14 protein-coding genes are annotated in these 13,546 nt (G+C 69.9%); 7 read left to right on the forward strand and 7 right to left on the reverse strand.

Features of this window, described 5'->3' with window-relative positions; translation table 11 throughout:
- Positions 1 to 4 precede the first annotated feature (4 nt).
- Genes AB0B41_RS01800 through AB0B41_RS01815 form a run of 4 tightly spaced genes read left to right on the forward strand, consistent with a single transcriptional unit; the run spans position 5 to position 4,218 of the window.
- On the forward strand, positions 5 to 931 hold the full coding sequence (locus AB0B41_RS01800; RefSeq protein ID WP_358197818.1) for an enoyl-CoA hydratase: 927 nt from the start codon (positions 5 to 7) through the stop codon (positions 929 to 931).
- Positions 931 to 2,013 carry an acyl-CoA dehydrogenase family protein gene (locus AB0B41_RS01805; protein ID WP_358197820.1) on the forward strand — a complete coding sequence of 361 codons (1,083 nt, stop codon included), beginning with the start codon at positions 931 to 933 and terminating at the stop codon, positions 2,011 to 2,013. Before AB0B41_RS01800 ends, AB0B41_RS01805 begins: the two co-directional genes overlap by 1 nt.
- Entirely contained in the window at positions 2,010 to 3,224 is a 1,215-nt protein-coding gene (locus AB0B41_RS01810) for an acyl-CoA dehydrogenase family protein (protein WP_358197822.1), read from the forward strand. The genes AB0B41_RS01805 and AB0B41_RS01810 overlap by 4 nt, the downstream gene beginning before the upstream one ends.
- Before the next feature lie 43 nt (positions 3,225 to 3,267).
- Positions 3,268 to 4,218: a phytanoyl-CoA dioxygenase family protein gene (locus AB0B41_RS01815; protein ID WP_358197824.1), complete on the forward strand. Its 951-nt coding sequence runs from the start codon at positions 3,268 to 3,270 to the stop codon at positions 4,216 to 4,218.
- Between the two features lie 13 nt (positions 4,219 to 4,231).
- On the opposite strand, the gene AB0B41_RS01820 is transcribed toward AB0B41_RS01815, so the two are convergent.
- Positions 4,232 to 4,807 carry a TetR family transcriptional regulator gene (locus AB0B41_RS01820; RefSeq protein WP_358197826.1) on the reverse strand — a complete coding sequence of 192 codons (576 nt, stop codon included), beginning with the start codon at positions 4,805 to 4,807 and terminating at the stop codon, positions 4,232 to 4,234.
- 96 nt (positions 4,808 to 4,903) lie between these two features.
- Here AB0B41_RS01820 and AB0B41_RS01825 point away from each other — a divergent pair, with 96 nt between their 5' ends.
- The 3 genes from AB0B41_RS01825 to AB0B41_RS01835 all read left to right on the forward strand — a co-directional run bounded on the left by AB0B41_RS01825 (position 4,904) and on the right by AB0B41_RS01835 (position 8,133).
- Positions 4,904 to 5,734: a mycofactocin-coupled SDR family oxidoreductase gene (locus AB0B41_RS01825; protein ID WP_358197828.1), complete on the forward strand. Its 831-nt coding sequence runs from the start codon at positions 4,904 to 4,906 to the stop codon at positions 5,732 to 5,734.
- Positions 5,734 to 6,591 (forward strand): mycofactocin-coupled SDR family oxidoreductase, encoded by an 858-nt coding sequence (locus tag AB0B41_RS01830; RefSeq protein ID WP_358197830.1) that lies wholly within the window; start codon positions 5,734 to 5,736, stop codon positions 6,589 to 6,591. The genes AB0B41_RS01825 and AB0B41_RS01830 overlap by 1 nt, the downstream gene beginning before the upstream one ends.
- A 63-nt stretch (positions 6,592 to 6,654) precedes the next feature.
- On the forward strand, positions 6,655 to 8,133 hold the full coding sequence (locus tag AB0B41_RS01835) for an AMP-binding protein (protein WP_358197832.1): 1,479 nt from the start codon (positions 6,655 to 6,657) through the stop codon (positions 8,131 to 8,133).
- Positions 8,134 to 8,311: 178 nt separating this feature from the next.
- On the opposite strand, the gene AB0B41_RS01840 is transcribed toward AB0B41_RS01835, so the two are convergent.
- The 6 genes from AB0B41_RS01840 to AB0B41_RS01865 form a co-directional block, all read right to left on the reverse strand.
- On the reverse strand, positions 8,312 to 9,154 hold the full coding sequence (locus AB0B41_RS01840) for an MBL fold metallo-hydrolase (RefSeq protein WP_358197835.1): 843 nt from the start codon (positions 9,152 to 9,154) through the stop codon (positions 8,312 to 8,314).
- Between the two features lie 12 nt (positions 9,155 to 9,166).
- Positions 9,167 to 9,955, reverse strand: coding sequence for an enoyl-CoA hydratase/isomerase family protein (locus AB0B41_RS01845; protein WP_358197837.1), 789 nt, complete (start codon positions 9,953 to 9,955; stop codon positions 9,167 to 9,169).
- Between the two features lie 399 nt (positions 9,956 to 10,354).
- The gene (locus AB0B41_RS01850; RefSeq protein ID WP_358197839.1) at positions 10,355 to 11,074 is read right to left on the reverse strand and encodes a flavin reductase family protein; all 720 of its coding nucleotides are present in this window, start codon (positions 11,072 to 11,074) and stop codon (positions 10,355 to 10,357) included.
- On the reverse strand, positions 11,071 to 11,712 hold the full coding sequence (locus tag AB0B41_RS01855) for a CGNR zinc finger domain-containing protein (RefSeq protein ID WP_358197841.1): 642 nt from the start codon (positions 11,710 to 11,712) through the stop codon (positions 11,071 to 11,073). Before AB0B41_RS01855 ends, AB0B41_RS01850 begins: the two co-directional genes overlap by 4 nt.
- A 17-nt stretch (positions 11,713 to 11,729) precedes the next feature.
- Positions 11,730 to 12,170 carry a hypothetical protein gene (locus tag AB0B41_RS01860; RefSeq protein WP_358197843.1) on the reverse strand — a complete coding sequence of 147 codons (441 nt, stop codon included), beginning with the start codon at positions 12,168 to 12,170 and terminating at the stop codon, positions 11,730 to 11,732.
- A complete protein-coding gene (locus AB0B41_RS01865) occupies positions 12,167 to 13,546 on the reverse strand; it encodes an aromatic acid/H+ symport family MFS transporter (RefSeq protein ID WP_358197845.1) in 1,380 nt (459 codons plus the stop codon). Before AB0B41_RS01865 ends, AB0B41_RS01860 begins: the two co-directional genes overlap by 4 nt.

Below are 13,546 nucleotides of genomic sequence, written 5' to 3' on the forward strand. Positions count from 1 at the left end.
CGCGATGGGCGACTACCGCTACATCACCTACACCACCCTCGACGAGGGCCGCGTCGCGCGGATCATGCTGAACCGGCCCGACGCCCGGAACGCGCAGAACCGCGGGATGCTCGTCGAGCTGAACGAGGCGTTCCTCGAGGCCGAGGCCGACGACACCGTCCGCGTGGTCATCCTCGGCGGCGAGGGCCCCATGTTCTCGTCGGGCCACGACCTCGGCACCCCGGTGCGGGTCGAGGAGCGCGAGCCCGGCCCGAACCAGCACATCACCCACCGCACGACCGGCGGGACGATGCTCAAGGCCGAGCAGCGGATGCGTCAGGAGTGGCACTACTTCTTCGAGAACACCCGCCGCTGGCGGAACCTGCGCAAGATCACCATCGCCGAGGTGCACGGCAAGGTGTACTCGGCGGCCCTGATGGTGATGTGGAGCTGTGACCTGATCGTCGCCGCGGAGGGCACCACGTTCGCGGACGTCGTCGGGACGCGGATGGGGATGTGCGGGGTCGAGTACTTCGCCCACCCGTGGGAGTTCGGTGCCCGCAAGACCAAGGAGCTGCTGCTCACCGGAGACTCCATCGACGCCGAGGAGGCGTACGCCCTGGGCATGGTGTCGAAGGTGTGGGCACGCGAGGACCTCGCCGCGAACACCGAGGAGTTCGCGAAGCGGATCGCCAGGACGCCCTCGATGACCGCGCTGCTGGTCAAGGAGTCGGTGAACCAGACCCAGGACAACCAGGGCTTCCACAACGCGTTGCAGGCCTGCTTCACGCTGCACCAGCTCAACCACGCGCACTGGGGCGAGATCCACGGCGAGCAGATCGCGCGCGCCCACGAATCCGACGGCATCCCGAACTGGAAGACCGCCGGCCCGGTGCTGCCGGCGCTGAAGGACCGCGTCTCCGCTGCCAGCGCCGAGCCAGAGAAGGTCTGATGGACCTCGAGCCCACAGACGACCAGGCGCTGCTGCTCGACACCAGCGCCCGGTTCGTCGACGACCGGCTCCCGATCGAGGGGGTGCGCGCGTTCGCCGACGGCGTCCCCCTCGACCCGGGGTACGTGAGTGCCGCAGCCGAGCTCGGCTGGTTCGCGATGTTCGTCGACGAGGAGCTCGGCGGCGGCAGCGTGTCCGGCGTCCCCGTGGAAGACGCGGTCCTGCTCGCGCAGCTGCGTGGTGCGCGCCTGCAGCCCGAGCCCTTCGCCGCCACCAACACCGTCGCCGCGGTGCTGGCCGACACCGCCGACCCTGCCATCCTGGGTGACCTCGCCGCGGGCAAGGCCACGGCCACCCTGGCGGTGGCGGGCGACGCGTTGTGGGACGACGGGCTCACCGCCGCGCGTTCCGGACCGGACCTGCTGCTCACCGGCACCGCCGTCGTGGACGATCCGAGCGCGGCCTGGGGCCTCCTCACCGCCGGGTCGCACGACGGTCCGGTCCAGGTCCTCATGCCGCTCGACGCCCCTCTGCCGAGGACCGCGCTGGCCTGCCTGGACGTGACCCGGCGGCTGACGGCACTCCGGTTCGACGGTGTGCGGGTCCCGGCCGACGCGCTGGTGCCGGACGCCCTGGAGCGCACGCGGACGCTGGCGACCCTGCTGTCGGTGGCGGACTCGGTCGGCGCGCTCGACCGGCTGTTCGGCATGACCCGGCAGTACGCGCTGGACCGCATCGCCTTCGGCCGCCCGATCGGCTCGTTCCAGGCGCTCAAGCACCTGCTCGCCGACGTCAGCCTCGTCGTCGAGTCGGCGAAGGCGGTGCTCGCCGCGGCGACCCGGGCGGTGTCCGCCGACGCGCCCTACGCGGGCGAGGTGGTGAGCATCGCCGCCGTCCACCTCGGCGAGCGCGCGGCCCGCGCCGGCCAGGACTGCCTGCAGGTCCACGGGGGCATCGGGTTCGCGTGGGAGCACGACCTGCACCTCTACCTGCGCCGCATCACGGCGAACGCCGCGTTGTCCGGCACGGTGGACTTCCACCGCGACCGGATCGTCGCCGCCCATTCCGAGGAGCTGACGTGAGCCCGGTCGAGGAGTTCCGCGCCGAGGCGCGGGAGTGGCTGCCCGCGAACCTGGACCGGCGCGGGACGGCCGTCGCCGACCCGCACACCCCCGAGCACGTCGCCGAGCACCGCGCCATCCAGCGCAGGCTCTTCGACGGCGGGTTCGCAGGCATCACCTGGCCGAGCGAGCACGGCGGGCGGGGTCTGACCCCTGCGCACGAGCGCGTGTTCCAGGAGGAAGCGGCAGGCTTCGTCACGCCGGACTTCGGCATCCTGTCGGTCACCACGTTCGGCTCCTGCGTCCCGACGATGATCAGGCACGCCACGCCCGAGTTCCTCGCCCGGCACGTCCCGCGGGTGCTGCGCGGGGAGGAGCTGTGGTGCCAGTTCTTCTCCGAGCCCGCGGCGGGGTCGGACCTCGCGGGTGTCCAGACGCGGGCCACCCGCGTCGACGACGGCTGGCGGCTGGACGGCGCGAAGATCTGGAGCTCGCTGGCCCACCTCGCCGACTGGGGGATGTGTCTGGCTCGCACGAACTGGGACGTGCCCAAGCACAAGGGGCTGACCTGGTTCGGGGTGCCGACCGACGCACCCGGCCTGACGGTACGCCCGATCCGGCAGATCGGCGGGAGCAGCGAGTTCTGCGAGGAGTTCCTCGACGGCGTCGCGGTGCCGGACGCCGAACGGATCGGCGACGTCGACCGCGGCTGGTCGGTCACCTCGACGTTACTGGTGTTCGAGCGCGGGGCCGGCCGCCCCGGGGCCGTCGAGACGCCCGACGCGCCGGGCCCGCTGCCCGCGGACCTGCTTGCCGCGGCGACGGGGCGGCTGGGGGAACGCGAGGTGCGGCGTCGGATCGCCTCCGCCTTCGTCGAGGACTACGTCGTGGCTCAGCTCAAGGCGCGGATCGCGACGTTCTCGCGGCTCGGGAAGGCCGACGCGGGGGTCGCCGCCTACGGCAAGCTCGGCCTGGCCGGGGCCACCGCGGCGCGGGCCCGCACCGCCCTGGAGCTGGGTGGCGCCGCCGCCGTGGCCTGGGATCCGGCCGAGGCCGGCGCGGGCGCGACCGCGCACGCGTTCCTCGAGAGCAAGAAGCCCGCGATCGCGGGTGGCACGGAGCAGATGCAGCGCAACGGGATCGCCGAGCGGGTGCTCGGACTGCCCCGTGAGCGGGCCGTGGATGTCGATCTCCCGTTCGCCGAGGTGCTCAAGCGGGCGCGGGAGTGGTGACCGCGATGATGACGCAGAACTCTGGATCACAAGGTGGTGTGCAGTGGCGTTCCCGATGAAGGAGCTCGACGTCCACAACGGGCTCCTCGACGACCCGAAGGCGATGGCCGCGCAGATGAAGGAGGAGGGTTACCTCTTCTTCCGCGACGTCCTCGACCGGGACGCGGTGGAGCAGGTGCGACAGAAGTACTTCTCCGTACTGATCGAGGACTACGGCGTCGTCGATCCCGGCCAGACGGTGCCGCTGTGGAACGGCAAGGACGTCAGCGGGTTCCCGATCAAGGTCCCCGAGGTCTACGGCTCCGGCACGTACGAGAAGTTCGTCGGCAACCCCCGGATCCACGCCTTCTTCGAGAAGGTCATGGGCGAGCCCATCTCCTGGATCCCCAGCACCGAGTACCGGCTCAACCCGCCGGTGCCCGAGGACCCCGAGGACTGGGTGGCCGGGCGCCACCAGGACGGGTTCTTCAACGACGGCGTCCCTTTCTGGACGGCGTGGTGCCCCTTCGCCGACATCGGCCCCGAGTGCGGCGGGCTCGCCATCGCGCCGGGTGCGAACAAGCGTGGCTACCTGCACGACCGCAACGACCCGCCGAAGTACGGCATCCCGGCCGACGCGATCAAGGAGTCGGAGTGGGCGCGTCCCGAGACCTACCACGCCGGTGACGTGCTGATCTTCGGTGAGGACACCCCGCACTCGGGGCTCGCCAACCGGTCCGGTGTCTTCCGGCTGTCGATGGACATCCGGTTCTCCGCGAAGTCCGACCCGCAGCCGGTCGTCGGCACGCTCTCGGCCGTCGAGACGGGCCGGATCACCATCGACACCGCGGACGGGCCTGTCACACTCCGCGTGGACGACCGCTCCTACCTGCGGCTGAAGGACGGCGCCCAGCTGCCGGTGGCGGAGATGGAGAACTTCCTGCAGGTCGGCGAGAAGATGATGGCGGGCCGTGACGGCGACCGCGCCCTGGTGGTGCGCCCGCAGAAGGGCTGAGCAGCGCCGAGGCTCAGCCCACCCCGGCGAGGACCATTCGCAGGAACCGCTCGTGCAGGGCGGGGAGGTCCTTGTCGGGGTGCGCGATCCAGTACTCGTGCGCGCCCAGCGTCGCGGCGAGCGTCGCGTGCCCGGCGGCGACGGCGACCAACTGTGCCTCTCCGCGTGTCGCAACGAAGGCGGTGGCGATCTCGCGCCATTCCGCGTGCCGCAGGGCGGCCTTCTCCTGGACGGCGGGAACGGTCAGTAGCAGCTTCGCCCGGTGGAGCATCCACCGCCGCTCCTCGGCCGGATGGTGCAGCGCCTTCGGCGCGCAGCGGCACAACGCCTCGCGCCAGTGGTCGGTCGACTCGTCGAGCAGTGCGCGGAACGTTCGGAGCTCGGCGGGCGACTCGACCCACAGCACGTCGGCCTTGCTGGAGAAGTAGCGGAAGAAGGTCCGGCGGCTGACTCCGGCGGCGGCGGCGATGTCGTCCACCGAGGTCTCCTCGAAGCCGCGGGCGACGAAGAGTTCTTGGGCGAGCGCGGCCAGCTCGTGGGCGCTGGTGACCGCGGGCCGACCGCCACGGTCGGGAGTGGTGGTGGACATCGCCCCTCATGGTCGCACGGGACACTCCTCGACTTCTGGCACAGCGTGTCATAACCTGGCTGCAACAGTGCGACGTCGCAGGTGGGAGGCCGTTTCATGGGTCGAGTAGAGGGCAGGGTCGCGTTCATCACGGGTGCGGCGCGCGGGCAGGGACGGGCTCACGCGGTGCGCTTGGCCGAAGAGGGCGCGGACATCATCGCGGTCGACACCACGGCGAAGGTCGACTCGGTGCCCTACCCGCTGGCAACGGCCGAGGACCTCGCGGAGACGGTCCGGCTGGTCGAAGCGCTGGACCGGCGGATCGTCGCGCGGGAGGCGGACGTGCGGGACTACGCCGCGCTGTCGGCCGCGGTAGAGGCCGGGGTAGCCGAGTTCGGCAGGCTGGACATCGTGCTGGCCAATGCGGGCATCTCGAGCCCGGCGTCTACGCTGGAGATGTCCGAGGACACCTGGCAGGACATGATCGACATCAACCTGACCGGGGTGTGGAAGTCGCTCAAGGCGTCCGTGCCGCACATCATCGCGGGCGGCCGCGGCGGCGCGGTGGTGATCACCAGCTCGCTGGCGGCGCTGTACGCCAACAACAACACCGCCCACTACAGCGCGGCGAAGGCGGGCTTGGTGCAGATGGCCAAGGTCATGGCGAAGGAGTGGGCGGAGCACTCGATCCGGGTCAACACCGTGCACCCGACCACGGTGGCCACCGACATGATCCTCAACGACGCCACGTACAAGCTGTTCCGGCCCGACCTGGAGAACCCGACGCGGGCGGACTTCGAGGAGGCCGCGCGCACGCTCAACCGGCTGCCGGTCGCGGCGCTGGAACCGCGGGACATCTCCGAGACGGTCCTGCACCTGGTCGCCGACGACAGTGGTCGCTACATCACCGGGACGACCCAGGTCGTCGACGCGGGAGGACAGCTCTGATGGGACTGCTGGACGGCAAGGTCGCACTGATCACCGGCGGCTCGCGCGGGCAGGGCCGCGCTCACGCGGTCACCTGCGCCCGTGAGGGCGCGGACGTGATCATCGTCGACATCACGAAGCCCACGACCGATGTGCCCTACACCCTGGCCACGGCGGAGGACCACGCCGAGACGGTGCGTCAGGTCGAGGCGCTGGACCGGCGGATCATCGCCGCCGACGCGGACGTGCGCGACCAGGCCGCGTTGGACGCCGCTGTCGCGCGGGGCGTCGCCGAGTTCGGCCACATCGACATCCTCATCGCCAACGCCGGCATCTGGACGCAGGCTCCGTTCTGGGAGCTCACCGACCAGCAGTGGGACGAGATGATCGGGGTGAACCTGACGGGCGTGTGGAAGTCGGCCAAGGCCGTCGCGCCGCACATGATCGAGCGCAAGAGCGGCTCGATCGTGATCACCTCCTCGGCCAACGGGATCGAGCCGGGTCAGAACTACGCGCACTACGTCTCGGCGAAGCACGGCGTGATCGGGCTGATGAAGAACATCGCGCTGGAGTTGGCGCCGTACGGGATCCGCTGCAACTCGATCAACCCGGGCGCGATCCGTACCCCGATGACGGACCACCAGGGTGCGTGGGACATGTTCGCCGGGCACGAGGGCGGCACCGAGGCGGAGATGATCGAGGGCGGCTACCACTACGCGCTGCTGCGCAACACCACCTGGCTGGAGCCGCAGGCGATCGCGGACACCGCGCTGTACCTCAACTCCCACCTCGCCGCGAACGTCACCGGCGTCACGATCCCGGTGGACGCGGGACACCTACTGATTCCGGGTGTGAACGCGAACCCCGTGCGCGAGTAACGGTCCGGGTGCGCTCTCACCGGCAGACTGACCCGAGTACAGACGGTCGAAAGCGGGAGTGCGATGAACCCGAGCGTGTTGCTGGAGATGGTGGCCGACGCGGCCGGTGACCGACCGGCGGTCGGCGACCTGAGCTATGCGGACCTGCAGGCTCGGGTCGAGGCCGTGGCCGGAGGGCTCGCCGCACTCGGCGTCGAGCACCTCGCGTTCGTCGACGAGTACTCCGCCACCGTTCCGATTCTGTTCTACGCCGCCCAGCGGGCAGGCATCCCGTTCGTGCCCTTGAATTTCCGCCTGGCCGACGACGCGCTGAGGGAGTCTCTGGCTCGGATCGCGCCCGCCGTTGTCGTGGTGGGCACGACGCAACGGGAGCGATGCGCCGGGATCGAGGGCGTCACCGTTCTCGGCGCGGACGACCTGCCGACGGGAGACGCGCCGGGGACGGAGGGGGCGATCAGCGTGCTGCTGTTCACCTCCGGAACCAGCGGTACCCCCAAGGCAGCCGTCCTGCGACCCCACCACCTGTCCTCGTACGTGTTGTCCACGGTGGAATTTCTCGGGGCGGGGGAGGACGAGACGCAGCTGGTGGCGGTCCCCCCGTACCACATCGCGGGTATCTCCACCGTCCTGACCAGCCTCTACGCCGGGCGCCGAATCGTGGTGCTCTCCTCGTTCACCGCCGAGGGCTGGGTCGAGCGGGCGCGCACCGAGTCGGTCACCCACGCGATGGTCGTGCCGACGATGCTCGGCCGGATACTTGACGTTCTCGAGGATCGAGGCGAGTCCCTGCCATCGCTGCGTCACCTGTCCTACGGCGGCGGGCGGATGCCGGCTCCGGTCGTCGAGCGCGCGCTGCGGCTGCTGCCGCACGTCGATCTGGTCAACGCGTACGGGCTCACCGAGACCAGCTCCACCATCGCCGTACTGAGCCCACAGGACCACCGCGACGCCGTGGGCTCGACCGACCCCGTCGTGCGCGCCCGGCTCGGCTCCGTCGGCAGACCCCTACCCACCGTGGAGATCGAGATCCGAGACGATGGCGGCCGCGTTCTACCTCCGGGCGAGCCGGGGGAGATCATGGTCCGTGGTGAGCAGGTAGCCGGTGAGTACCTGTCGCACACGGCGACCGACGCGGACGGCTGGTTCCCCACGCGAGACCGCGGCTACCTCGACGCGGACGGTTACCTGTTCCTCGACGGCCGTGCCGACGACGTCATCGTCCGCGGTGGCGAGAACCTTTCACCGGGCGAGATCGAGGACGTTCTCCTGGCACACCCCGCGGTCGCCGAGGTGATCGTGTTCGGTGTCCCGGACTCCGAGTGGGGCGAGGTCCCGTTGGCGGCGATCGTCCCTTCCTCGCCCGTCGCCGACGAAGCGGCGCTCGAGGCCGAGCTCCGGACCTTCGTCCGTGCGCGGCTGCGGTCGGTCAAGACACCGGCGCGCATCCACGTGCGCGACGCACTCCCACACACCGACACGGGAAAGCCCCTCCGCCGCCTGCTGCGGCAGGAGATCACTGCGGTGTCGGGTAGTGCTCGCTGACGACCGCCCGAGCGCGATCCGGAGAGCTAGAGCTTGGCAGGAGGAGGCGTGGAAGAGGCCGAGAGAGGCGAATCGTGTTCGTCCGACACTGAACTTCTCGATGAGGCCACCCGGCTGAGGCTCGCCGTGGGTCGTCTGCAGCGACGGATCCGCATCAGAGTTCCAGGACGAGCACCGTTCAGCCGACGGCCGAACGCGCCGAGCCCCATGCCGCGCCGACGTTGACCCGGTTCGGGTGCCGCTCGAGCATCGCCCGATACAGATGCTCTGTCGAGCTCGCCTTGGACGCCAGTTCGTCGAAGTCGAGTATGTAGCGACGGGTCTGATCGAGGATCGCTGGGTCATCGGGGAGCTCCGGGCGCTTGTGCCCCGCGACGACCGCCGTCGGTTCCAAGGCTTCCAAGACCTCGAGTGCCCTCAACCAGTTTCGGCGTCCCTCTGCCGGTGACTCGGCCAGATAGAGGTGGACGTCGTTGTAGGCGGCATCCCCCGCCACGACCAGTCCGGTGGACGGCACGTGGAGTGCGGTGGTGTCGTCGGTGTCGGTGTGACCGAGGGGGACGACCCTCAGTGTCTGGCCCTCCAGCTCGAACTCATCGTCGTCGAGCGGCTCGGGCAGGACGATGTGGTCGGGAATCCGGCCCGGGAAACGGGACCTCCAGAACGACTCGAGGAACTCGGGCGTGCATTGTCGCTGCGCGTGCTCGATCACCGGTCGGGTGCCGACTGCACGCGCGTGTGGGAACCGTTCGAGCAGGGTCCCCAATCCGAACCAGTGGTCGCCGTGGCCGTGCGTGACGTAGACGGTGGTGAGGTTGCGGTTCGCGGCGGCGACCCAGTCGCCGAGCCGTTGTGCCTGCTCGACAGTCAGCAGGGGGTCGACGAGCACAGCGTCGCGCTCTCCGAAGATCAGGGTCGAGGAGATCGGCGACCACCAACGGCGATCGAGGCCGGGTGGTAGGTCCGGCACAGCTGTCGGGATCTGCGGGGCGACGTGGACGGCGTACTGGAGTTCGGTCATGGTGGCTGCTCTTCACCGTCCTCGAAACGGCATCGCCGGGCGCGGCGCGCCGCTGCGGAGCGCGTGCACTGCAGCCGGGATAGCCATACGGGTGTCGTCGGTCGCCCACAGTGGCAGCGCGATGTCGAATATGATCTCGTCCGTCGTCGCGCGCCCTCCACTCTCCCAGGCCCGTAACAATGCCTTGTGCGCAGCATGTGCCCTCGTCGGCCCCTTGGCCACCTTCTCGGCGAACGTGCGAGCGGCGAGCTCGAGGTCGCCGTCGGGTACGACACGGTTCACGACGCCGAAGCGCTCCATCTCGGCAGCCGGCACCTGCTCGGAGGTGAGCGCCCACTCCATCGCGCGCGCCCGACCTGCTCGCTCCGCCACGCGGTAGATGCCGCCGAGCAGCGTCACGATCGCGATCGACTGCTCCGGATGCCCGAAACTGGCGCTCTCCCCGGCGAAGACGACGTCGGCCCGCACCGCGAGCTCCAGTCCGCCGCCGGAGCACCGCCCCTGGACGGCGGCGACGGTCGGCACGGGAAGTTGCTCGAACCGGTTGAACGTGCGCATGAAGTCCGAGAAGTGGGAGCGGAGCTCCCGTTCGGTCCACCCGGGCCACGGCTCGATGTCCCCGCCGTAGCTGAAGTTCTCACCCTCGGCGCGGAGCAGGACCGCCCGCACCTCCTCGGTCTCGATCTCGTCGAGGGCGGCGCTCAGGGCGGCGACGGCTTCGACACCGATCCGGTTCTGCGGTGGATTGTCCAGGACGACAGTTGCGATGCCGTCGGCGACAGTGCAGGTCACGTGGGTCATCAGACCTCCAGACGTGATCGGGGGGCAGCTGCCCGAGCTCGGCCGTCGACGACCCCGATCCGGTCGCCGTGCGCCGCGGCGGCGCGGTCCAGGTACGCGGTGGGGGTCAACGGCTCTAACGACATGGTGTCGAGCGCTGATGCGGTGTCGGCCATGACGGACATCGCGGTGCTCCGTTCGAACGCGGTGAGGATCGTACCTGGGTGACGCGGTCGACCACACCGCGACCGGCGACCAGCATCGGCGCGGCCGCGTTGGTCGTGCCCTCGTCGATGGGCCTCCGGCCACCACCACGCACGTGTGGCATCCACAGCGGCCACCGGGCCGGCTCGAGGGAACCGCGGTCGATCGCGACTGTCGGACGGCACTGGCGAGCCCGGTCGCCGGAGCCACCGAGGGTCACGGGGCGGCTGGGCGGGTCGAGCCGGATGGTGACCAGAGAGGGGTGTTGATCGGGGAGAACGCGCTGTCGAGCCCGTCGAGCCGGCGCATCCGTGCGCCGTCCAGCGCAGCCAACGTCTCGTCGGGTAGTGGAGTGGTGAAGACGTTCTCGATGTGTGTGTACTCGGCGGCGAGCCGGCCGAGCGGGGACAGCGCCGCGGTGTCGATGCGGCCGTTCTCCAGATACAGGTCGTCTCGGATGTGGAACCGCACGATCTCGCCCCAGACGACGTTCTCGGTGGCGCTCACCGGGATGATCCGGTTGACCCGGCACTCGTAGGAGATCGGTGAGGCCGCGATCCGCGGCGCCGAGATCACGTCGCAGGGAGCCTTCTCCAGGCCCAGCAGCTCGAACTCGTCCTCGTGCGGTTCGAACTCGTAGGCCGAACGGTGCACGGCATCGGACTGGGGGGTCGTCGCGATGTTGACGGCGAACTCGCCGGTGTCGCGGATGTTGCCGAAGGTGTCCTTCAAGGTCAGGCCGTCCGACCGTGGCTGCAGCGAGATGGAGATCATCGGCGGGCGCCGACCCACGGCGGTGAAGAAGGAGATGGGCGCGATGTTCGCGATCCCGCTGGGTGAGACGCTGCTCACCCAGGCGATCGGGCGGGGCAGGATGGACCCGATGAGCAGCTTGTAGGCGGCCGCCTCGGGCAGGTCGCCGGTGTCGATGATCATGGTTGTGGTCTCTCCTCCTCGTGGAGGCCGTGGGTGGCCTCGGTACGGGTCCGGGCCCGATGGGCGCGCACGTTGGCGCGGTTCCCGCACACCTTGACGTCGTGCCACACGGCGCTGTTGTTGGGCGAGCGGTCGTAGAAGACCACGTCGCACTCGTGGCTCTTGCAGGTCTTCAGCCGTCGTAGCTCTCCGGTGAGCTGCGCCCGGTAGCAGATCAGCAGGAGCGCCGTGGCGAAGTGCTGCCAGCCGACGCCGGCGGGTCGGACGTCGACGTGGCCGCCTGACACCGACAGTCGCAGCTGTTCGGAGGACCCTTCGTGCTCAGCCCCGGACGTCGGGTCGTAGAGCCCCGCGAAGAGGCGAGCACGGAGGGAGAGCAGGCTGCGACGGTCGTAGTCCGTCAGCGGGGGAAGGTCCCCGGCCCATCCGGACGGGTCGACGGACGACCAGAGCTCCACGACAGCGTCCGCCCACTCCTGCGCGGAGGCGAGCGTGGCCAACAGGTCCGGCGGCGCCGCCGAGCCTTCCTGGATCGTGTTCAGGAGATCCTGTACCAGTCCGAGCTCGCCAGGCGCACCGGAGAGCCTGTAGCGAGCCGTCGCAGGCCAATCCAGGAACGGCGCGGTCCGACGAGTCATCGGCGTTACTCCTTCGCTCAGTCTCCGGCGCGGAAGTGCCCGGCCTCGAGCTTGCCCGCGGTGCGGCGGTTCATCTCGGCCGAGAACTCCAGGATCGCACCGAGAGGACGGTGGCTGATCGAGACGTGCTGGATCAGGCCCTCGTCGTTGCGGGTCAGCACGGTCACGCCGCTGAACTCGACGCCCGAGGCGCCCACCGCCTCCCACTCCATGTACGTGCGCGCGCCGTTCGTCGCCTCGTGGGTGAACGTCAGCGACCGGTAGTATCGGCTGGCTGTTCCCATACAGGTCTGCACGTCGGCCCGCCCCCGTACCGGGACGAGTAGCGCGGCCGCCTCGAGAACGACGTCCTCGGCCAGCTTCTCGCCGAAGGCCTGGTCCTGCTTCGCCTCGAAGGCGCCGGTCCAGTCCTGCTCATCGACCTCGGCGGTCTTGATGTTCGGGGTGCTGTCGGTCATCGTGACTCCTTCTCGGTCGCGGTGGGTTGCGTGAGCGCCAGGAGGGCGAACCCGGCTGCGGCGATCAGGACGGGCAGCGCGAAGCTGAGGAAGATCGCTCCGATACCCCATCCGGCTCCGATCATGAGGCCGCCGACGAGGCCGGCGGCGATCGCGCCGAGCTTGCCCGCCGAGTGCATCCAGGCCACGCCGGTGCCGCGGGCATGGGTGGGAAAGGCGGAGGCGGCGAAGGCGTTCATGCCGGCGTTGGCACCGCCGTTGAGCAGTCCCCAGACGAAGCCGAGGACGAGGAGCGCGGCCAGCGGCCAGGCGCCGAACGCGACGACGGCGATCGAGACCGCCGTCAGCGCGAGGCTGAGGACCAGGGTGCGGTGGTTCCCGATACGGCTCATGGCGTAGCCGATCAGCAGCGAGCCGATCGCTCCACCCCAGCCCAGCAGTCCGATGACCTGCCCGGATTCCGATGCGTCCATACCCATCGTTGCCATGATCAACGGCAGGTAGCCGATCAGGACGTAGGTGATCGTGCAGTTGGCCAGATAGGCGTACCAGACGACGATGCTGGTGAGAATGACCTTGCGCGACAACACCGTGCGTACGCCGCCCCTTCCCGCCGCCTCCGACTCCTCCGGGTCGCGGACCTGCGGCGTGAGGGTGATCTGCCGCGTCACGCCCATCGAGCGAGCGATCGTCTCGGCGGTCCGCTCGGCCCGGGCGAGTCGGTTTGGCCTCTGCATCTGCAGGGCGACCGACTCCGGCAGGATCGACAGGGTCAGCGGGACGAGGGCCAGGCCGGCCATCCCCCCGATCAGGAGCAGCACCTGCCAGCCGAAGGACGGGACGATGAACGCGGCGAGGTAGCCGACGACCGCCTGGCCGAGGGGAAACCCGCAGAAGACGACGGTGACGAGGAAGGCCTTCCGCCTGAGCGGCATGAACTCGGACACGAGCGCGATGGCGGAGGGGAACACCGCACCGAGCCCGAGGCACGCGATCGAGCGGAGCACGCCGAGCGTGGTGATGTCCGTCGCGAAGGCAGCCGCTGTCATCGCACCCCCGAAGAGGATGACGCTGACGATCAAGGTCGGTTTGCGGCCGAAGCGGTCGGCGCACGGCCCCGCGATGAGGGCGCCGAGGGCCAGTGTGACGTACCCGGCGGTCACGACCGTCGTGATCTGTCCGGCCGGGGTGCCCCAATCGGCGACGAGGTGGGGATACACGAAGCCCCAAGCACCGATGTCGATGCCGTCGAGGAGGACGCAGAGGAAGCCGATGACGATGTACCCGATCCGGCGCCCGCCCAGCGGGCCGGACGCGATGAGCTCGGTGACCGTGAGGGACTGGCCGGCGGTCGGGCTTGCAGGTCGGCTCGTCAC

It is taken from the genome of Pseudonocardia sp. NPDC049154 (assembly GCF_040648315.1).
Lineage (GTDB): Bacteria > Actinomycetota > Actinomycetes > Mycobacteriales > Pseudonocardiaceae > Pseudonocardia.